This window comes from Lachnoclostridium sp. Marseille-P6806 (genome assembly GCF_964238185.1).
In the GTDB taxonomy this organism is placed as follows: domain Bacteria; phylum Bacillota; class Clostridia; order Lachnospirales; family Lachnospiraceae; genus Brotaphodocola.
In genome coordinates this window covers 416223-436087 of the sequence record NZ_CAXSLG010000002.1, presented here as the reverse complement: position 1 = coordinate 436087, position 19865 = coordinate 416223, and the positions used below count along the sequence as shown (strand labels likewise).

Below are 19865 nucleotides of genomic sequence, written 5' to 3'. Positions count from 1 at the left end.
CTGGGAATGGCCATTTCTGGAATTATCTGTTTCCTTGTTCCGATAATCATACTTGGAATATCCCAGTTCCTCATCCATTTCCTGCTCCAGGGCACCTTCCAAAATGATGGACATCATATCCCGCATAATGGAATTGACATCCGTTCCATCCTTGACCTTTACATTGTTCTCTTTCAGATAGTTGCCCATCATTTCCCGAAGGGCTGCTTTTTGTGGTGTATCCTTTTTCCTTGCCATAAAATAAACCTCCAAACTGGTAAGTCTATCTTACATCAATTTGAAGGTTTACACAAACTTTGGGATACTCCCCAGACGGTTGTTAATCCGACCGCTTTTCAGAAGTGCGACCATCTCATCATTCAAATGCAGCTCCGTCAATGGCGTGTTGATCTGCTCCCTGTGCTCTGTCCGGCACAGCAGATAATCAACGGAAACTCCATAGAAGTCTGCCAGCGTGATAAGGTTGCCATGATTGATTTCCTTATAATCCTCTTTTTCATAACTTCCAAGAGCTGATTTGGAAATACCCGTCAACTCTGATAATTCTTCCAGATTTAAGCCTTTGTCCTTGCGGAGTTCCCAAAGGCGTTCCTGTATGCTTGTCGCTCCTTTCATGGGCACACGCTCCTTTCCGGCGGTTGCATTGCTACCGCTTAACTGGATTATATCATACTTTCCGCAATCGTGGAAATTTCTGATTTTTACCCCTAATTCCTACTTTGTGGACATACGGCACAGGGTACAAAAATGTTCTATGATACAGGTAGTTCATCGATGGATTATTCCAATCGAATGACCAGCCTGTGTGGGATATGCTTCCCCGGCGATGTAGTGCCATGACTTTTGGCAGGGATGTGGAGGAACCCTGACCAAAACGAGCGTACCAACGGGAGCGATACGCCGCTGTGAGATTCAGGGGAGGAACGACACCGGGGAGAACTGGCGAACTGACACCGAAATGATACCGAAACACGACAATCTGATAGGGAGACAGTCTACCCTATCGCTGATACTTCGGGAGATTTTAAGCGGCTCTATGGCTGTAATTTTGCCGAAAATCGCCCCGAAACCATACACTAAAACGGGAGGAAACACAATATGCCGAGAATGAGTAAAAAGAGGAAGCATGAGCTTTCCTTTTACCTCAATGACCGGGGGCGTGTCACTTACAACGAATTGTGCCGGAAATGCCAGCATGGGTGCAAGCAGAGCTTCCGGGCGATTGTGGTTGACTGCCCCCGTTACTTATCCAAACGAGCAAAGAAAAAGGAGGAACACACAGAATGAATTTTGAATTTATGACGATAGACACACCATTGCCGCCCTGTATGCCCTTTCCCAGAGCGTTGACAGGATTTCCAGTCAGCAGCACCGCAAAGGTTATGTACTGCCGGATGTTGGACGCTATGCTCTCCAAAGGGCGGGAGGACGAGAACGGAATCCTGTTTGTCTGCTTCCCTGTCACAGCCATTGCCGCAGTCCTGTCCCGCAGCCCCATGACGGTCAAGCGTTCTTTGAATGAACTGGAAACCGCCGGACTTATCATGCGGGTGCGTCAGGGCGTGGGAGAACCGAATAGGATTTATGTGCTGATACCGGGAAAGGAGGACGCTGCTCTTGCCTGATACCTCAAAGCTGGAAAAGCTCAACCGGGAGCTGGAGAAAAGCGAAAAGAAACTGCGGAAAGCTATCAATGATGAAAAGGCATTGCAGCACCAGTTAAAGCAGCTTACCCGAAAGGAACGGACGCACCGGCTCTGTACCCGTGGCGGTATGCTGGAAAGTTTTCTGCAAGAGCCGGAACGCCTGACAGATGATGATGTCATGCTGTTGTTGAAACTCATTTTTCACAGACAGGACACGCAGGAATTATTGAAAAAAATGCTGGAACGGGAGAAGCCGGAAACCCCTTAGTTTACTAAGAGCGCAATTATACACCACCCAGAGGTTGGTGCATTACGTTCTCCGAAGGCTCCTCGCCGGAGGGCTGTGATTTTCCGCAGTCATGGTCTGCTCCAAATCATACAGGGGACGCTACGCTTCCCCTGCGCTGGCTGCCGCCAGCTACCCTTTTGTGGACTTGCCATCTGGGGACACCTTGCAATGCAAGCTGTTCCCAGCCGACAAGTTTCATAAAATATGCTATCTTTTCGATAAGCAATAAAGTATAATGAAGTCAGTAATAAATTTAGAAATTGAGGTAAAGTTATGGCATCCAGCAAAGAATATTTAGAATTTATTTTAGGTCAGTTATCTGGCTTGAATGAAATTACCTATCGAGCTATGATGGGCGAATTTGTCATTTATTATCGTGGTAAGATTGTAGGCGGTATCTATGATGATAGATTACTTGTTAAACCAGTAAAATCAGCAATAAGTTATATGCCAACGGTTTCGTATGAGTTACCTTACGAGGGAGCAAAAGAAATGTTGTTGGTAGATGAAGTTGATAATAAAGAGTTTTTGACAGGATTGTTTAATGCTATGTATGAGGAATTGCCTACCCCTAAATCGAAAAAGAAGAAATAATAAAATAATAATTTGAGAGGAAGTGTTACTGATGGAAAAGTTTAAGCCGTTTATTATACCTGTGGCATTATTGGTTTTAATTGACCAGACGGTTAAAATAGTAATTTCAAAAGTATTTATGAAATGCGAATTTGATATAATAGCCAAAGTTTTAAGATTTAATCCAGAACTAAATACTCGTTTATCTTATGCTGGAAATTTCTTCGAATTATTATCAAGTCCGTTTGTTACCATTTTATTGAATGTGTTTGTTTTGTTCCTCTTTTTTTCAGGATATATGCTATATCAGGCAAAAAGAGCACATATAAGTTTTTGGGTAAAAATAATAATGATTTGTGGCATATCGGGATGTTTATGTAGCTTGATTGATAAGCTGTTTTGGGGTGGAAGTTTAGATTTTTTGCAGATACCTACCCTTTTTATTTTTGATTTGAAAGACTGCTATCTTACAGTTGCAGAAGTTATATTTGTTGCTATTGGAATTTTGAATAGCAAAGAAATATCGGTTAAAGAGTATTTACATTTTTGTTGTAACAAATTTAGCTTGTAAACTTCTGGTTTATTATTTCTTATACATCGGGTCAACTTGCCCCGAACTTTTATAACTAAATACCCGCCGCCCACACAGCGGCACACCGAGCGGGAAATCTGAAAAGGTCTCCTGCTTTTTTCTGCCCCAAATGAGGTGGTAAAACGCCACCCCATCCACCAATTACCGAAAGGAGGGACACGAAATGCCCTGTCCACACAACGAAATCACGATTGTTCAGCGCAGCCAGCGGCAGTCTGCGGTTGCCGCCGCTGCTTACCAGAGTGGCGAAAAGCTGTTCTGTGAATACGACCAGCAAGTGAAGCACTACCAAGAAAAGCGTGGTATCGTCCACAATGAAATCCTGCTCCCGGCAAATGCCCCACAGGAATATGCAGACCGCAATACCTTATGGAACGCCGCCGAAGCGGTGGAGAAGCAATGGAACTCTCAGCTTGCAAGGCGGTGGGTGCTTACCATCCCCAGAGAAATACCGCCCGACCAGTACGCTGTCCTTGTCCGGGAGTTTTGCCAGAAGCAGTTTGTTTCCAAAGGCATGATTGCTGATTTTGCTATCCATGACCCCCATCCGCCGGGACATAATCCCCACGCCCATGTCCTGCTGACCATGCGGGCAATGGACGAACATGGGAAATGGCTTCCCAAGAGCCGCAAAGTTTATGACCTTGACGAAAACGGGGAACGGATCAAACTTCCGTCTGGCAGGTGGAAAAGCCACAAGGAGGATACGGTGGACTGGAACGACCAGAAGTATTGTGAAATCTGGCGGCATGAATGGGAGGTCATCCAGAACCGCTATCTGGAAGCCAATGACCGCCCGGAGCGTGTGGACTTGCGTTCCTATGCCAGACAGGGGCTTGATATTATCCCCACTGTCCATGAAGGGGCTACTGTCTGGCAGATGGAAAAGCGTGGTATCCAGACGAATATCGGCAACCTGAACCGGGAAATCAGAGCCGCCAACCGCCTGATGAAGTCCATCCGGCAACTTATCCAAAATCTCAAAGGCTGGATTACCGAGCTGGGGGAAAAACGGAAAGAACTGCTTGCACAAAAAGCGGCGGAGGAAGCGACACTTCTTCCAAATCTGCTGATGAAGTACATGGAGATACGAAAGGAAGAACGGAAGGACTGGACGAGGGCTGGACAGAACCGGGGGACTTCACAGGACTTAAAGGCAGTCAGCGAAGCCCTGTCCTATTTCCGGCAAAAGGGGCTTTCCACTGTGGAGGACTTAGAAGCCTTTCTGGAATCTTCCGGGAAATCAGCCGCAGATTACCGCAATCAGATGAAGCCAAAGGAAGCCCGCAGCAAAGTGATTGATGGGATTCTTGCCAGCCGGACAGACTGCAAGGAATGTAAGCCTGTCTATGAGAAGTACCAGAAGATATTTTTCAAGAAAACAAAGGAGAAATTCAAACAGGAACACCCGGAGGTTGCCCGATATGCGAAAGCCGCCGCCTATCTTGCCAAGCACCCGGACGATAAGGATAAAACGAAAAATGAGCTGCAACAGGAGCAGGAAACGCTTCTTAGCGAAATCGCAGAGCTGAAAGTACCGCTGACCGAGGTACAGGAGGATTTGAAGAAGCTGCGGGACATCCGCTACTGGGTACGGAAAGCCACACCCGGCACAGAGGAAAGCAAAGAGCCGCCCAAGAAGCAGCCCATCAAAGAAGTCTTGCAGGATAAGGCAGACGAGAAAAAAGCACAAAGAACTGCCCCGGAACAGACGAAACACAGACAACAGGATATGGAACTTTAACAGGCACTTGCCATTTTCAATCAGAGAATGTCAGGTGCTTTTTGGTTTTCAAGGAGGGATAGATTTGAATGTATTTGAAGCTGTGAAGCAGTCCGTCACAACAAGACAGGCTGCGGAGCATTATGGAATCCATGTAGGTCGGAACGGGATGGCTTGCTGCCCGTTTCATCACGATAAAACCCCAAGCATGAAGCTGGATCGGCGTTACCACTGCTTCGGCTGCGGTGCGGATGGGGATGTGATTGATTTTGCCGCCGCTCTGTATGGGCTGGGAAAGAAAGAAGCCGCCGTACAACTGGCACAGGACTTCGGGCTTTCCTATGAGGACTGGAAGCCGCCGGGAAAGGCAAAAAAGCCCAAGTCCCGGCAGAAATCCCCGGAGGAACAGTTTCAGGAAGCAAAGAACCGCTGCTTCCGTATTCTTGCCGATTATCTCCATCTGCTGATGGAATGGAGAACGGACTACGCCCCGCACTCCCCGGAGGAAGCCTTTCATCCCCGGTTTGTGGAAGCCTTACAGAAGCAAGACCAAGTGGAATATCTGCTGGATGTGCTGCTGTTCGGGGAAACAGAGGAAAAAGCGGCTTTGATTACGGACTACGGAAAGGATGTGATACAGCTTGAACAGCGAATGGCAGAGCTTGCAGCCGCAGACGCAGCAAGAACTAAAAAACACCATGAACGCCATGCAGCCGCCCCAGAGCGTTGAGGAAATCAAGGCGGGGCTGGAAACTACCGAGAAAGGCGGTGTCCGTCAGAGCATACGGAACTGCCTGACCGTATTCCAGCGTGACCCGCTGCTTTCCGGGGCTATCGCATACAACATCCTGACTGACCGCAAGGACATCATAAAGCCCATCGGTTTTCACAGGGAAAGCACCGCCCTGAACGATACGGACATGAAGTATCTGCTTCTCTATCTGGAAGAAACCTATGGGCTTACCAATGAGAAAAAGATTGATAACGCCATCGGGATTGTGGCAAATGAAAACAAGTACCATCCCATCCGGGACTATCTCAATACCCGTGTGTGGGACGGGACAGAACGAATCCGTTTCTGCCTGCGGCACTTTCTGGGGGCTGACGCAGACGATTACACCTATGAAGCGTTGAAGCTGTTCCTGCTGGGTGCAATCTCACGAGCCTTTCAGCCGGGGTGCAAGTTTGAAATCATGCTCTGTCTGGTCGGCGGTCAGGGGGCTGACAAGTCCACTTTCTTCCGTCTGTTGGCAATCCGGGACGAGTGGTTCTCCGATGATTTGCGGAAGCTGGACGATGACAATGTGTACCGCAAGCTGCAAGGTCACTGGATTATCGAAATGTCGGAAATGATGGCAACCGCCAACGCCAAGAGCATTGAGGAAATCAAGTCGTTTTTAAGCCGGCAGAAAGAGGTTTACAAGATACCCTATGAAACCCACCCGGCAGACCGCCCCCGTCAGTGCGTGTTTGGCGGCACTTCCAATGCCCTTGACTTCCTGCCCCTTGACCGTTCCGGCAACCGTCGCTTTATCCCGGTCATGGTGTACCCGGAGCAAGCCGAGGTTCACATTTTGGAGGACGAAGCTACTTCCAGAGCCTATATCGAGCAGATGTGGGCGGAAGCGATGGAGATTTACCGAAGCGGCAGGTTCAAGCTGGCTTTCAGCCCCGTCATGCAGCGGTATCTCAAAGAACACCAGCGGGATTTTATGCCGGAGGACACCAAAGCCGGAATGATACAGGCGTATCTTGATAAGTACACCGGGAGTATGGTCTGTTCCAAGCAGCTCTACAAGGAAGCCTTAAACCATGCCTTTGACGAACCGAAGCAATGGGAAATCCGGGAAATCAACGAGATTATGAACCAGTGCATTGACCGCTGGCGGTACTTCCCGAACCCAAGAATGTTTTCCGAATATGGCAGACAAAAGGGCTGGGAGCGTGAAAACCCGGCAACGGACTCCGGCAACCCGTCTGAAAAAACAATGGATGGTTTTGTGGAAGTCACAGAACAGATTGAGCTTCCATTCTGAAAATGACAGCCCGTTGCACGACCTGTTGCTATCCCGTTGCCGGGGAAAACCCCTTATTTCCGGGCTTTTCTCCCTTATAACAACCAAAACAACAGAAAAATAAAAGAAAAGTATAAATAGTAACCATCGCCAGATTGAGATTGTTTGCAAGGTCTTTTGAAGCCCGTTGCCGGACTTCGTTGCCGACACCCTCTGTCTGGCTATTTTCATGCATGGAGGATAACTGCCTATGGCGAATAATAAGCTGAATATTGAAGGAAAAAATTACTCGGATATTCCGGTGTGGCGTAGATATACGCTTACCATTGAGGAAGCAGCCAGATATTATCATATCGGCGAAGGAAAATTGAGAACGCTTATTGACACACATCCCAATGAGGATTTTTATGTGATGAACGGCAATCGTGCCCTCATTAAGCGTGAGAAATTTGAGAGGTATCTGGATCAGGCTACTGCTGTGTAAACAGAGCTGACAGATTTACCGATTTCATATGATATAACTATGCGGAGAGCTGGATTTGTGCTATGATAAGAGTGCAAGTCTGGCTCTCTTTTTTTGAAAGGAGAGTTCACGATGAGTGAGAAAAGGCGAGATAACCGTAATCGGATTTTGCGAGAGGGAGAGTACCAGCGTAAAGATGGGAGGTATCGGTTCCGCTATCTTGATGAGGACGGAAAAGAGAAAAATGTATACAGTTGGCGTTTGGACAAGAATGACCCAATGCCAAAGGGGAAGAAGCGGGAGCCTTCCCTGCGTGAGAAAGAAAAACAGATTGAAGCGGATTTGTTTGACCGTATCGTAACCAACGGTGGCAACTATACTGTTTTGGAACTGGTAGAAAAGTACATTTCATTGAAAACAGGAGTTCGTCACAATACGGTTGCCGGATATAAAACGGTCATCAATATGCTGAAAAAAGAGAGTTTTGGGAATCTGCGAATTGATAAGGTGCGTTTGTCAGATGCAAAGGCATGGTTAATTAAGCTCCAGCAGATTGATGGACGGGGATACAGTTCGATTCATTCTATCAGGGGAGTTCTCAGACCGGCATTTCAGATGGCAGTAGATGATGACCTGCTCCGTAAAAATCCATTTGAATTTGAACTTGCATCCGTCATTGTCAATGATTCTGTTACCAGAGAAGCGATTACCCGAAAGCAGCAGAGAGATTTACTGAAGTTTATTCAGGAAGATAAACATTTCAGCAGATACTATGATGCAATCTATATTCTTTTTCACACAGGGCTTCGTATCTCAGAGTTCTGTGGACTGACGGTTTCAGAAATTGAGTTTGGAGAAATGCGTATCAAGGTAGACCATCAGTTACAGCGTACTGCACAGATGCAGTATGTAATTGAAGAACCAAAAACTGACAAAGGCATCCGCTATGTGCCGATGACGGAAGCTGTCGCAGCGTGTTTTCGCAGAATCATTGCCAATCGCAAGACACCAAAAGTTGAACCGATGGTGGAAGGATATGCAGGATTTTTGTTTCTGGATAAAAACGATATGCCGATGGTTGCCCTTCACTGGGAAAAGTATCTGGAGCATATCATTCAGAAATACAACAGGATTTACCGTATCCAGATGCCGAAAGTTACCCCTCATGTATGCAGGCACACCTTTTGCTCTAATATGGCAAAATCCGGGATGAATCCGAAAACCTTGCAGTATATCATGGGTCACGCAGACATCAGTGTAACCTTGAACACTTACACCCATGTGAATTTTGATGATGCAAAGGAAGAAGTATATCGGATAGCGAATAGTTAAAAAAGCCCGTTGGTAAGGACGCTTGCTTTACCAACGGATTTACCAAGATTGCAGGGAAAAACATAAGAAAATACGAGAAGATTTGAGAAGATACCTTGAAAATAAAGGAAAACTCAAAAGTCGGAAAACCCTGAAATATCAAGCGTTTGAGAAGAAATACTGGACTTAAATGGAGATATAAAAAGATGATTAAAGTACTATTTATTTGCCATGGCAATATCTGCCGTTCTCCTCTTGCCCACCTGTACTTCCAGGATTTTGTGAAGAAGCAGGGGCTTGCGGATAAATTTTATGTGGATTCAGCAGCTACATCCTATGAAGAAATCGGCAATCCGGTTCATCCGGGTTCCAGAAGGAAGCTGGCAGAGGCCGGAATTTCCTGTGCCGGGAAGTATGCCCGTCATATGGAAAAACAAGATTATACAGAGTTTGATTATTTAATCGGGATGGATCGTGCCAATATTCGCAACATGACAAGGATTGCAGGCGGAGATCCTGATAGGAAAATTTATAAAATGATGGAGTTTTCAGAAAGTGGCTGGAAACAGGCGGCAGCGGGGATTCGAAATTCAGAACAGGCGCGGGATGTGGCAGACCCTTGGTATACGGGAAATTTTGATGAGACCTGGAATGATGTGGTAGAGGGATGTGCTGGATTTTTAGAGTTTTTGAAGGCGAGAGGAGAAGTGTAAGAGGGATTAGCGCAGAGTAGGAAAATTGAATGAGTTTTTTGCCATGCTGCAAAAGTGAAAGCCCCGGCGGGAAAGGAATAAAGGAAACTGTAATATCTTTCCTTTGTTCTTTTCTGCCGAGGCTTTTCGTGTACAGGCATTTTTTGCCGAAGGTTAGTTTTTTAGAAAATGGTATTATCCGCAACGAATGAATCAGCCGTCAATCTGAATATATTTCGGAACTTCTTCCACAGGCTTCGGTGCCTCTTTGGGGAATTGGAGTTTCAGGATGCCATTCTCAAAGGAAGCTTTGATATCCTCGTGTTTTAAATCCTCGCCGACATAAAAGCTTCTTTTGCAGGATCCGGTATAGCGTTCCTGACGGATTAGCTTGCCATTGGCATCTTTTTGTTCTTTGTTATCGTTGTGGGTAGCGCAGATAGTTAAATAACCATCTTTCAGCTCAGCCTGAATCTCTTCTTTCTTAAATCCTGGAAGTTCCATTTCCATAAGATAGTTGGTTCCGTCATCTTTGACATCTGTGCGCATCAAATCGCTGGTGGTGCGGGCTGCAGGAGCCGTAAAGAAAGAATCATTGAAAAAGTCATCAAATAAATCGTATCCGTAATTTTTTCTGGTTGATGGTGTAAATAACATAATTTTTTCCTCCTTTATTATGAGCGCCGCTTCGAACCGGTGTATCGGTGGAAGTTTTGTTTGATTTGTTTTATTTGTTATGTATGCAATATAACACAATTATTAGCACTCGTCAATATAGAGTGCTAATAATTCACGGATTTTTCACATTTTTATTAGAAATTTAGATTTTTATAAAACCAAAATGGGAAATATCTGTTATAATTTTTAGGATAACGAAGGGAATTTTTTGGAAGGCTTTTTAAGAATTAAAAACTAGGAGCAGTCGGTCTGATTGTTGTGAGGTGGGGAAATAAAAATCAGGTCGGAGTCAGACTGAGAACGAAGGGAAAAACAGATAAGGAGAAAATCAGATCGGGATAAAACCAGAAAGATACAAAAGCCACAAAAAATTAAGAATCAGAAAGGTGTGAAAGCTGATTTAAGGGAGAAGCCAGATCAAAAGCAAAACCAGAAAGATATGAAATCTGGCTCAGGACAAAGGATAAAAATATAAAAGCCAGAAAAAAGACAAGGGCCAGAGAGATGCAAAAGCTGGATAAGGGAAAAATGCTGGAAAGAATGGCAAAATTAGAAAGATGTAAAAGACGCAAAAGCCGGAAAAAGGGTAAGAACCAGAAAAACTGTGAAATCTGGCTCAGGACAAACCAAAATCAGATTCGATGAGATAAATGAGAATATTTGACAGAACAGGGAGTGAGACAGGAAATATGATAAGAAATGTAACTTTGGAAGAGATTTCTGACGGCAGGCTGTATGGTCTGAATGATATGGTTAAGGCAGGCTGTGATGACTGCCAGGGGTGCTTTGCCTGCTGCTGCGGTATGGGAAGCTCGATTGTGCTGGATCCGTATGATATGCACCGCCTGACACGTGGTCTGGGACAAACAGCAGCACAACTTCTGGTGGATAAGCTGGAGCTGAATGTGGTGGATGGAATTGTGCAGCCGAATATCAGGATGGGCGGAGAATATGATGGACGTTGCGGGTTTTTAAATGCAGGAGGACGGTGCAGCATTCATCCTTACCGCCCTGGAATTTGCCGTTTGTTTCCTCTGGGACGTTATTATGATGAGGATGGTTCCTTTCAGTATTTTTTGCAGACTCATGAGTGCCGGAAGGAAAAACGCACCAAGGTGAAGGTGCGTCGCTGGATCGATACTCCTGATGCAGCAAGATATGATGCATTTGTGAAGGACTGGCATGGATTTTTAAAGATTCTTCAGGGTAAACTGACGGATAAGAATGCGAAATCCATTAGTATGATGGTATTGCAGCAGTTTTATTTGACACCGTATGGGGAAGAGATGGAACCGGAGGATGGTTTTTATCCGGTATTTTATGAGCGCCTGAAGCAGGCGAAAAGTTTGGTGGAGGAAGGATGTGTGTAACATGGAGCATATAAAAACAGGACTCGTTCTGGAAGGCGGCGGAATGCGAGGCATTTATACAGCAGGTGTGCTGGATGTGTTTCTGGATCAGAATATGATGTTTGACGGTGTGATTGGCGTTTCTGCAGGTGCGATTCATGGCTGTTCCTTTGTTTCCAGGCAGAAGGGCCGCAGCATTCGTTATTACAAGAAGTATTGTCAGGATAAACGTTTTATGAGCTTTCGAAATTTGTTTCTGACTGGTGATATTGCCGGAGAACAGTTCTGCTATCACGATTTGCCTGAGAAGCTGGATCCGTATGATTATAAGACTTTCAATGAAAGTAAAACGGAGTTCTATGTGACCTGCAGCAATTTGGAGACAGGAAAGGCAGAGTATTTGCGCATTACGGATATGAAAAAGCAGATTGACTTCATGCGTGCCTCGGCATCTCTTCCTTATGTGTCAAGAATTGTAGAGAAGGATGGAATGAAGCTGTTAGATGGCGGATGCTGTGACAGTATTCCAGTAGAGGCATTTCGAAAAATGGGCTTTTTGAAGTCTGTGGTGGTTCTGACCCGTCACAAAGGATATGTGAAGGAACCGGAGCAGATGGCGATGGCAAAGGTGTATTATCACAAATACCCGGAGTTTGTGAGGGCTCTGGAAAACAGACATCTTGTGTATAATGAAACTGTTCGGGAGATTGAAAAGCTGGAAGCAGAGGGAGAGATTTTTGTGGTGCGCCCCAGCAGGGAACTGACTATTGGGCGGACAGAATCGGATCCGGCCAAGCTTCAGGAGGTTTATGATATTGGGCGGCGTGATGCTCTGTGCCGGATGAGAGATTTGAAGCTTTGGCTTGAAAAAAATGATTCTGCGCATATGGAGAAAAAATCGGAGTAGCAGAAGACAGCCCAGAGCGCCAAAATGAAAAACCAGAGCATCAGAGGCAGCGGTCCAGAGCGCTAAAAGAAAAAACCAGAACACGAGAAGCAGCAATTTAGTGTGCCAGAGGCAAACGTAAGAGTACCAGAAGCAAACCTCCAAATCACCAGAAATAGTAACCCAGAATACCAGAGGTGAAAAAGAAACTGTACAAAAGTAAAAAGCATCAAAAGAAAGACAAGCAGATTTTTTTGCGTAAGCAGATATCAGGAAGGAGAAACAGGGATGGGACATCTTACATCAAGAGATGCATATCGGAATTTAAGTGATCGGATTAACTGGTTCACGCAAGGGGCTCCGGAATCGGAGACGCTTTATAAGATTCTTCAGGTACTGTATACAGAAAAAGAAGCAAAGTGGGTGGCGCTTTTGCCGGTCCGCCCGTTTACTCTGAAGAAAGCGGCAAGAGTGTGGGGGACAACGGAGGCGAAAGCGGAGAAGCTTCTGGATCACCTTTGCAATAAGGCTCTTCTGGTTGATTCCTGGCATAATGGGAAGCGTAAATTTGTAATGCCGCCGCCTATGGCCGGTTTTATTGAATTTGCTCTGATGAGAACCCGAGGAGACATTGATCAGAAATATCTGGCAGAGCTGTATTACCAGTATATGAATGTGGAGGAGGACTTTATAAAGGATCTGTTTTATGCCACGGAAACGAAGCTGGGCCGGGTTTTTGTTCAGGAACCGGTGCTTCTGAATGACAAGGCAAACCATATTTTGGATTATGAGCGGGCAACGCATATTGTCAGAGAGGCAGAATATATCGGGCTGGGGCTTTGCTATTGCCGTCATAAAATGTTTCATGCCGGTCATCCCTGTGAGATTGACGCGCCCTGGGATGTGTGCCTGACCTTCGATAATGTGGCCCGGTCTCTGGCGGAGCATGGAGATTATGCCCGTTTGATTTCCAAGGAAGAAGCCCTGGATGCCCTGGAACGATCTTATGCCAGCAATCTGGTTCAGATTGGTGAAAATGTGCGGGAGCATCCTTCCTTTATCTGCAATTGCTGCGGATGCTGCTGTGAGGCTCTGCAGGCAGCCAGACATTTCAGCCCTATGCAGCCGGTTGCAACGACGGGATTTATTCCAGAATTTTCTGAGGAAAAATGTGTGGGCTGCGGAAAGTGCGCCAGGGTTTGTCCTGTGCTGGCTGTTTCTATGAAAGAAGGGGAGAATGGAAAGAAAAAGGCAGTTCTGGATCCGGACATCTGCCTGGGCTGCGGAGTCTGTGCCCGCAACTGCAGTGTGAAGGCAATCACGATGAAGCGGCGCATCCAACAGGTAATAACGCCGGTAAACAGCACGCATCGGTTTGTGCTTCAGGCGATTGAAAAGGGAACTCTGGCAAATCTGATTTTTGATAATCAGGCCTTTGCAAATCACAGAGCGCTGGCAGCAGCCTTAAGCGCGATTTTGGAGCTTTCTCCGGTAAAGCAGGCATTGGCCAGCAAGCAGCTGAAATCGGTATATCTGGATCGGCTGCTGTCCATGCAGGAGGAGAGAAAGCAGAAGAAGCGGGATGCGCAAAGAATTAAATAAAGAATAAGGCAGGAATACAAAGGATGGAACAGGAACATGATTTAACACAGGGGAGCCTGGTGAGAACTGTAGTGGTTTTTGCCATTCCGTTTCTGCTTGCAAATCTGATTCAGGCATTTTATGGAGCAGCAGATTTGATGGTGGTTGGCTGGTACTGCGGAAGGGATGCGGTGGCAGCTGTTTCTACGGGTACACAGGTGACACAGATTATTACCAGTATGATTACGGGCCTGACTCTCGGCAGTACGGTTCTGGTAGGAAATTATACTGGGCAGAAACGGCCGGAGGAGGTAAAGAAAATCATTGGAACCAGCTTTTGTCTCTTTGCCGGAGCAGGGGTGGTGTTTTCGGTTTTGCTGTTTTTGTTTTGTCCGTGGATCCTCACAGCGCTTCAAACGCCAGAAGAGGCTTATGAGCTGGCCGGACAGTATGTACAGGTCTGCGCCTGCGGAGTGGTTTTTATTTGCGGATACAATGCCATCAGCGCTGTGCTGCGGGGCTGTGGAGATTCAAAAAGTCCGCTTTTGTTTGTGGCAGTTGCAGGGTGCATGAATGTTGTGGGGGATATTGTCCTGGTAAAATATTTTCATATGGGTGTTCGGGGAACTGCTTTTGCTACTATTTTTTCTCAGGGCTTTAGCATGGTCTGCGCGGCTTTGTATCTGAATAAGCGGAATTTTATTTTTCAGTTTCGTTTGAAGAATTTTCGGATGGATCGGGGAAAGGCTGGAGAACTGATAAAAGTAGGAATACCGATTTCTTTTCAGGAATGCATGGTGCGCCTCTCCTTCCTCTATCTGACCTCAGTGACCAATGCGCTGGGAGTGGCAGCCTCTTCAGCAGTTGGAATTGCAGGAAAATACGATGTGTTTGCCATGCTTCCGGCTACATCGGCGGCCAGTGCTCTGGCTTCGATTGTGGCACAGAATTATGGAGCCAGGAAATATGATCGGATGAACCGGGCGCTGTGGATTGCTATTTTGGCGGCTGCGCCGTTTTCTCTGGCATTTTTCCTGTGGGCGCAGATTTCCACAGAAACCATGATTGGGGTCTTTTCAAAGGATACGTCGATTCTTGAAGCAGGAATTCCATTTTTCAGAACTTGCAGCTTTGATTATCTGGCTGTGCTGTTTGTTTTTTCTATGAATGGATATTTAAACGGACGGGGAAAAACAATTTTTACCATGATTAGCTGTTGCTTTGGAGCCCTGGCTCTTCGCATTCCTCTGCTGGTTCTGGCATGCCGTCTTATGCCGGACAGTTTGGGAATCATCGGTGCAGTAGCGCCGACGGTGTCTGCTGTGATGGCTGTTTATACCTGCATTTATGTACTGCGGTGCAGAAATGTGACCAGAGTGTGATCAATCGTTCAGATAATAAGACCTATAGTATTTTGCTATAGGTTTTATTATTAATATAGTATTTGACTAATAAATGAAAATGATGCATACTGAGGTCAGAACAAAGAGAACAGTTCCTGGAAAAAGGAGAGATAGAAATGGTAAAACTGTATGAAGGCGGCGCTTATCTGGTTCATGGAACTCATTTGGTTCCAGAGAAGGAGGCAGAAAAGGTTGCGGCTCTGACTGGAAAAAAGGCAGATAAAGAGGAAGCAAGAAAAGGGACAATGGCATACTCAATTCTGGAGGCTCATAACACTTCCGGAAATATGGAAAACCTGAAGGTAAAATTTGATGCAATGACATCCCATGATATTACCTTTGTGGGAATTATTCAGACGGCAAAGGCATCCGGCATGGAAAAGTTTCCCCTGCCCTATGTTTTGACCAACTGTCACAATTCTCTGTGCGCAGTTGGCGGAACCATCAATGAGGATGATCATGTATTTGGACTTTCTGCATGTAAGAAGTATGGCGGTATTTTTGTTCCTCCACATATTGCCGTTATTCATCAGTACATGCGTGAGATGATGGCCGGATGCGGAAAAATGATTCTTGGTTCCGACAGTCATACCCGTTACGGGGCTCTGGGAACAATGGCAATCGGGGAAGGAGGCGGCGAACTGGTAAAGCAGCTGCTTTGTGATACCTATGATATTAAATATCCAGGTGTGGTTGCTGTTTATCTGGAGGGAGCGCCAAATCCGGGCGTGGGACCTCAGGATATTGCGCTGGCTATTATTGGAGCTGTTTACAAATGTGGCTATGTGAAAAATAAGGTGATGGAATTTGTGGGACCAGGCGTTGCTTCTATGACCACGGATTTCAGAAACGGCGTGGATGTGATGACAACGGAAACCACCTGTCTGTCTTCTATCTGGAGAACGGATGAGGATACAAAGGCATTTCTTACCATGCATGGAAGAGGAGAGGATTACAGGGAACTGAATCCGGCGGATGTGGCATATTATGACGGTGTGGTGTATGTGGATTTAAGCACAGTGAAGCCTATGATCGCCATGCCCTTCCATCCCAGCAATACCTATGAGATTGAAGAACTGAATGCAAATCTGGGCGATATTTTGAGAAGCATTGAGAAAGAGGCGGCAAAGCTGACTGGAGATGCAGATCTTGATTTCAGCCTGACTGATAAAATAGAGAATGGCAGGCTGCGGGCAACGCAGGGAATTATTGCAGGCTGCGCAGGCGGAAACTATACAAATGTAATGGAGGCAGCCCATATTTTACAGGGAAAAAGCTGTGGGGCAGATGAGTTTACTCTTTCTGTATATCCCTCCTCTCAGCCAGTATATATTGATTTGGTGAGAAAGGGCGCGATTGCAGATTTGATGGCAGCAGGCACAGTCTTGAAGACAGCTTTCTGCGGCCCCTGCTTCGGTGCAGGAGATACGCCGGCCAACAATGGCTTTTCTATTCGCCATACCACCAGAAACTTCCCCAACAGAGAAGGTTCTAAGCCTGGTGCAGGACAGATGGCGGCAGTAGCCCTGATGGATGCCCGTTCGATTGCGGCAACGGCAGCTAACGGAGGGATTCTGACACCTGCAACAGCAGTTGTGGATGATTATCAGGTGCCGGAGTATCGTTTTGATGACAGCGTGTACCGTGCAAGAGTTTATCAGGGCTACCAGAAGGAGGATGAAAATGCCAGCCTGGTTTACGGCCCTAATATCAAGGACTGGCCGGAAATGAGTCCCCTGGCAGATAATATTTTACTGAAGGTCTGCTCAAAAATCATGGATCCGGTAACAACAACCGATGAACTGATTCCTTCTGGTGAGACCTCCTCCTACCGCTCCAATCCTCTGGGCCTGGCTGAATTTGCCCTGTCCAGAAGGGATCCGGAGTATGTGGGAAGAAGCAAGGAAGCAGACAGGATTGAAAAAGCCAGAAGAGCAGGTCAGTGTCCTTGTGAAGCAGAGCCTAAACTGCAGCAGGTATTTGATAAAATCCGCACCATTGCAGGCCAGGAAAATGTGAAGGCCAGTGAGACAGAGGTGGGCAGTATGATTTACGCAGTTCGTCCGGGAGACGGCTCTGCCCGGGAGCAGGCAGCCAGCTGTCAGCGTGTACTGGGCGGTCTTGCAAATATCTGCGAAGAATATGCAACGAAGCGTTATCGCTCCAATGTGATGAACTGGGGCATGATTCCTTTCCAGATGAAGGAAAAACCGGATGCCTTTGAAGTGGGCAGTTATATCTACGTGCCTGGTATTCGGGATGCTTTAAGCGGTGACGGAAAGAATATTACAGCTTATGTGATTGGTGAAGAGATAAAAGAGCTTCAACTTTATCTCTCCGATATGACACCGGAGGAAAAAGAAATTGTTAAAGCCGGATGTCTGATTAATTACAATAGAAACAGATAGGCTTCCCCAAATTCAGCCTTTCTGTTACTATAGATAAACTCCATATATTAGTTTTATCTGAAAAAAGACAGCCGAAAAATCTTTGCAGCGCTTATTTATGCTGACATAGATTTTCGGCTGTCTTGCTTGATTAAATTCCATATTTTTCCCATAGCTTTTTCTGAACAGTCTCAATAAACTGCAGACCCGTTACCACATGGGGCTCCGGCAGAGTTGTTACTTTTTTCAGATCCTTTGTCATAATTCCGCTTTCTACCGTTTGAATGGTAATTTTTTGCAGACAGGCGCCGAATTCCTGCAGGGGCTGGTTTCTGTCCAGCTCACCTCGTTTTTCCAAGGCATTTGCCCAGGCCATGATAATAGCCAGCGGGTTGGTGGAAGCTACGCCGCCTTCCAGATACTGGTAATAGTGGCGTCGAACAGTGCCATGAGCAGCTTCGTATTCATAGCAGCCGTCAGGAGAAACGAGAACTGACGTCATCATGGCGGCAGAGCCGTAGGCTGTTGCCAGCATATCGCTCATAACATCTCCGTCATAGTTTTGGCATGCCCATACATAGCCGCCAGGGCTTTTGACTGCCCGAGATACGGCATCGTCAATTAGACAATAGGAATAGCTAATGCCGGGAGCTTCGAATTTTTCCATAAACTCTTCCATAAAAATCTGCTTGAATATTTCCCGAAAATTTCGGTCATATACCTTGGAAATGGTATCCTTGGCGGAAAAAATAAGATCCTGCTTTTGTTCCAGGGCATAAGACATGCAGCAGCGGGCAAAGCTTCGGATGGATTGATCCAGGTTGTGGACTCCCAGATCAAAATACTCTTCTTTTAAATCAACAAAGGGCAGAATCAGCTTCTCCTTTGTTTCCGTCCTGAATCGTTATACCAGATTTTTCTTTTCCCAGTGGCCGGTGCGGTACCAGAGATAGGAAATGATGTAGTTCATTCCCCAGCCGAGCGGTACAGCATACCACACAAATTCAATTCCCCAGACAGGAGAGCAAAGCTGTGCGACAGCAACCCGGATGGAGAGATTGACAAGATTTGCAGCCATATAAACGCCCACATCTCCTGCACCCCGCAGAACGCCATCGGTTGAGGCCTTAAAGCCCAGAAAGCAGAAGAAAAAGCCGATAAAGCGAAGGTAACTGGCTCCGGTGGAATAGGCTAAAGGGGACGATTCCACATTAAGAAAGGCAGAGAGGATGGGACGGTAAAACAGCTGGGTGGCGATTAAAAGGATGGCACTGAAGGAAAGAATGATGAGGTACGAGGTCCGATACCCCTGACGGACTCGTTTCTTCTGGCCTGCACCCAGATTCTGGGCTGTAAAGGTGGAGACAGCGTTTCCAGTGGCTATCATTGGCACAATTGCCAGGGATTCCAGGCGCATACCGGCAGAGTATCCGGCCAGTGCGGAGGAGCCAAAACGGTTTACTGCAGACTGGGTCAGCAGGATACCGATGCTGACAATAGACTGCTGAACGATGGAGGGGATGGCAATTTTTGTTCCATTCGTCAGCATAGAGCAATCAAAGAGCGGGATTCTGCCTTCTGTATGAAAGGTGCCAAGAAAACGCAGCAGGATCAGGAAAGAAAGCAGAGAGGAAATTCCCTGGGCAAGGACAGTAGCAATTGCCACGCCTTCCACTCCCATTCCCAGTTTTAAAACCATAAACAGATCCAGAAATACATTTAATACAGAGGAAAAGATCAGAAGAGCCAGAGGAATAACAGATTTTCCCAGTGCATTAAAATTGGCGGAAAGCACATTGTACATAAACATAAAGGGCAGTCCGCAAAAATAGATCTGCAGATAAAGGACAGCATCGCTGAAAATATCTTCCGGTGTTTTTAACAGCCGCATGACAGTTGGATTAAACAGAAAACCAAAGCAGGCAAGGAGGGAACTGAGAACCAGAAAGGTAATCAAAAAGGTGGCAATGGAGGTTTTCATTTCCCGGAGTTTTCCTGCGCCCAGATACTGGCTGGTCAGCACGGAGGCACCGATTCCGCCACCAATAGCAATCATGATAAATACATTGGTAAAGGAATAGGAGGCTCCCACGGCTGCCAGGGCATTTTCTCCCACAAAACGTCCGACAATGATAGAGTCAGCCATATTATAGAATTGCTGAAACAAGTTTCCAATAATCATAGGAAGAGCAAAGACAATAAGAGCCCGTCCCGGGGTGTCTGTAAGCAGAGGCTGCTTTTTATTCATAAGTTTCAATCTCCTTTTAAAATTTGATG

Annotated in this window: 19 protein-coding genes and 2 pseudogenes; 16 read left to right on the top strand and 5 right to left on the bottom strand. The window is 46.2% G+C overall.

Features of this window, described 5'->3' with window-relative positions:
• Both ACESON_RS04045 and ACESON_RS04040 read right to left on the bottom strand, forming a co-directional pair.
• A partial coding sequence (locus ACESON_RS04045) for a transposase (protein WP_373108611.1) occupies positions 1-237 on the bottom strand: 237 nt, incomplete at its 3' end.
• Between the two features lie 72 nt (positions 238-309).
• Positions 310-615: pseudogene (locus ACESON_RS04040) on the bottom strand (helix-turn-helix domain-containing protein); the annotation flags it as partial.
• A gap of 483 nt (positions 616-1098) precedes the next feature.
• Here ACESON_RS04040 and ACESON_RS04035 point away from each other — a divergent pair.
• The 11 genes from ACESON_RS04035 (at position 1099) to ACESON_RS03985 (ending at position 9325) form a co-directional block, all read left to right on the top strand.
• Positions 1099-1287 carry a hypothetical protein gene (locus ACESON_RS04035; protein WP_349173715.1) on the top strand — a complete coding sequence of 63 codons (189 nt, stop codon included), beginning with the start codon at positions 1099-1101 and terminating at the stop codon, positions 1285-1287.
• Complete coding sequence (locus ACESON_RS04030) at positions 1284-1625, top strand: DeoR family transcriptional regulator (protein WP_373108609.1); 342 nt, start codon at positions 1284-1286, stop codon at positions 1623-1625. The genes ACESON_RS04035 and ACESON_RS04030 overlap by 4 nt, the downstream gene beginning before the upstream one ends.
• Complete coding sequence (locus ACESON_RS04025) at positions 1618-1914, top strand: DUF3847 domain-containing protein (protein ID WP_009296086.1); 297 nt, start codon at positions 1618-1620, stop codon at positions 1912-1914. The genes ACESON_RS04030 and ACESON_RS04025 overlap by 8 nt, the downstream gene beginning before the upstream one ends.
• Before the next feature lie 294 nt (positions 1915-2208).
• Positions 2209-2529: a TfoX/Sxy family protein gene (locus tag ACESON_RS04020; RefSeq protein ID WP_016289930.1), complete on the top strand. Its 321-nt coding sequence runs from the start codon at positions 2209-2211 to the stop codon at positions 2527-2529.
• A gap of 31 nt (positions 2530-2560) precedes the next feature.
• Positions 2561-3079: a signal peptidase II gene (locus ACESON_RS04015; RefSeq protein WP_016218015.1), complete on the top strand. Its 519-nt coding sequence runs from the start codon at positions 2561-2563 to the stop codon at positions 3077-3079.
• Positions 3080-3263: 184 nt separating this feature from the next.
• Positions 3264-4844, top strand: a complete 1581-nt coding sequence (gene mobQ / locus ACESON_RS04010; RefSeq protein WP_373108607.1) for a MobQ family relaxase — start codon at positions 3264-3266, stop codon at positions 4842-4844.
• A 64-nt stretch (positions 4845-4908) separates the two neighbouring features.
• Positions 4909-5553 (top strand): CHC2 zinc finger domain-containing protein, encoded by a 645-nt coding sequence (locus tag ACESON_RS04005; RefSeq protein WP_373108606.1) that lies wholly within the window; start codon positions 4909-4911, stop codon positions 5551-5553.
• Positions 5522-6859 (top strand): VapE domain-containing protein, encoded by a 1338-nt coding sequence (locus ACESON_RS04000; RefSeq protein WP_373108605.1) that lies wholly within the window; start codon positions 5522-5524, stop codon positions 6857-6859. The genes ACESON_RS04005 and ACESON_RS04000 overlap by 32 nt, the downstream gene beginning before the upstream one ends.
• Positions 6860-7088: 229 nt before the next feature.
• Entirely contained in the window at positions 7089-7322 is a 234-nt protein-coding gene (locus tag ACESON_RS03995) for an excisionase (protein ID WP_008703749.1), read from the top strand.
• 111 nt (positions 7323-7433) lie between these two features.
• On the top strand, positions 7434-8633 hold the full coding sequence (locus ACESON_RS03990; protein ID WP_373108604.1) for a tyrosine-type recombinase/integrase: 1200 nt from the start codon (positions 7434-7436) through the stop codon (positions 8631-8633).
• A 185-nt stretch (positions 8634-8818) separates the two neighbouring features.
• Positions 8819-9325 carry a low molecular weight protein-tyrosine-phosphatase gene (locus ACESON_RS03985; protein ID WP_373108602.1) on the top strand — a complete coding sequence of 169 codons (507 nt, stop codon included), beginning with the start codon at positions 8819-8821 and terminating at the stop codon, positions 9323-9325.
• 192 nt (positions 9326-9517) lie between these two features.
• Here the strand turns inward: ACESON_RS03985 and ACESON_RS03980 are convergent, their stop codons facing one another.
• Positions 9518-9961 carry an Hsp20 family protein gene (locus ACESON_RS03980; RefSeq protein ID WP_177959889.1) on the bottom strand — a complete coding sequence of 148 codons (444 nt, stop codon included), beginning with the start codon at positions 9959-9961 and terminating at the stop codon, positions 9518-9520.
• Positions 9962-10671: 710 nt separating this feature from the next.
• On the opposite strand from ACESON_RS03980, the gene ACESON_RS03975 reads away from it, so the two are divergent.
• The 5 genes from ACESON_RS03975 (at position 10672) to ACESON_RS03955 (ending at position 17609) form a co-directional block, all read left to right on the top strand.
• Positions 10672-11352 (top strand): YkgJ family cysteine cluster protein, encoded by a 681-nt coding sequence (locus ACESON_RS03975; RefSeq protein WP_373108601.1) that lies wholly within the window; start codon positions 10672-10674, stop codon positions 11350-11352.
• A 10-nt stretch (positions 11353-11362) separates the two neighbouring features.
• Positions 11363-12238, top strand: coding sequence for a patatin family protein (locus ACESON_RS03970; protein WP_373108622.1), 876 nt, complete (start codon positions 11363-11365; stop codon positions 12236-12238).
• Positions 12239-12505: 267 nt separating this feature from the next.
• Positions 12506-13819 (top strand): 4Fe-4S dicluster domain-containing protein, encoded by a 1314-nt coding sequence (locus ACESON_RS03965; RefSeq protein ID WP_373108600.1) that lies wholly within the window; start codon positions 12506-12508, stop codon positions 13817-13819.
• Positions 13820-13842: 23 nt separating this feature from the next.
• Complete coding sequence (locus ACESON_RS03960) at positions 13843-15180, top strand: MATE family efflux transporter (protein WP_373108599.1); 1338 nt, start codon at positions 13843-13845, stop codon at positions 15178-15180.
• 137 nt (positions 15181-15317) lie between these two features.
• Positions 15318-17609, top strand: a complete 2292-nt coding sequence (locus ACESON_RS03955) for a hydratase (protein WP_373108597.1) — start codon at positions 15318-15320, stop codon at positions 17607-17609.
• 130 nt (positions 17610-17739) lie between these two features.
• On the opposite strand, the pseudogene ACESON_RS03950 reads toward ACESON_RS03955, so the two are convergent.
• Both ACESON_RS03950 and ACESON_RS03945 read right to left on the bottom strand, forming a co-directional pair.
• Positions 17740-18420, bottom strand: a pseudogene (locus ACESON_RS03950) (isocitrate/isopropylmalate family dehydrogenase); the annotation flags it as partial.
• Between the two features lie 72 nt (positions 18421-18492).
• Positions 18493-19836, bottom strand: coding sequence for an MATE family efflux transporter (locus ACESON_RS03945; RefSeq protein ID WP_373108596.1), 1344 nt, complete (start codon positions 19834-19836; stop codon positions 18493-18495).
• Positions 19837-19865 lie beyond the last annotated feature (29 nt).

Excerpts from the sequence above, each read along its gene's own strand:
- ACESON_RS04035 (WP_349173715.1), top strand. The coding sequence starts at position 1,099 with ATGCCGAGAATGAGTAAAAAGAGGAAGCATGAGCTTTCCTTTTACCTC.
- ACESON_RS04030 (WP_373108609.1), top strand. The coding sequence starts at position 1,284 with ATGAATTTTGAATTTATGACGATAGACACACCATTGCCGCCCTGTATG.
- ACESON_RS04020 (WP_016289930.1), top strand. The coding sequence starts at position 2,209 with ATGGCATCCAGCAAAGAATATTTAGAATTTATTTTAGGTCAGTTATCT.
- ACESON_RS04015 (WP_016218015.1), top strand. The coding sequence starts at position 2,561 with ATGGAAAAGTTTAAGCCGTTTATTATACCTGTGGCATTATTGGTTTTA.
- mobQ (WP_373108607.1), top strand. The coding sequence starts at position 3,264 with ATGCCCTGTCCACACAACGAAATCACGATTGTTCAGCGCAGCCAGCGG.
- ACESON_RS04000 (WP_373108605.1), top strand. The coding sequence starts at position 5,522 with ATGAACGCCATGCAGCCGCCCCAGAGCGTTGAGGAAATCAAGGCGGGG.
- ACESON_RS03995 (WP_008703749.1), top strand. The coding sequence starts at position 7,089 with ATGGCGAATAATAAGCTGAATATTGAAGGAAAAAATTACTCGGATATT.
- ACESON_RS03990 (WP_373108604.1), top strand. The coding sequence starts at position 7,434 with ATGAGTGAGAAAAGGCGAGATAACCGTAATCGGATTTTGCGAGAGGGA.
- ACESON_RS03985 (WP_373108602.1), top strand. The coding sequence starts at position 8,819 with ATGATTAAAGTACTATTTATTTGCCATGGCAATATCTGCCGTTCTCCT.
- ACESON_RS03980 (WP_177959889.1), bottom strand. The coding sequence starts at position 9,961 with ATGTTATTTACACCATCAACCAGAAAAAATTACGGATACGATTTATTT.
- ACESON_RS03975 (WP_373108601.1), top strand. The coding sequence starts at position 10,672 with ATGATAAGAAATGTAACTTTGGAAGAGATTTCTGACGGCAGGCTGTAT.
- ACESON_RS03965 (WP_373108600.1), top strand. The coding sequence starts at position 12,506 with ATGGGACATCTTACATCAAGAGATGCATATCGGAATTTAAGTGATCGG.
- ACESON_RS03960 (WP_373108599.1), top strand. The coding sequence starts at position 13,843 with ATGGAACAGGAACATGATTTAACACAGGGGAGCCTGGTGAGAACTGTA.
- ACESON_RS03955 (WP_373108597.1), top strand. The coding sequence starts at position 15,318 with ATGGTAAAACTGTATGAAGGCGGCGCTTATCTGGTTCATGGAACTCAT.
- ACESON_RS03945 (WP_373108596.1), bottom strand. The coding sequence starts at position 19,836 with ATGAATAAAAAGCAGCCTCTGCTTACAGACACCCCGGGACGGGCTCTT.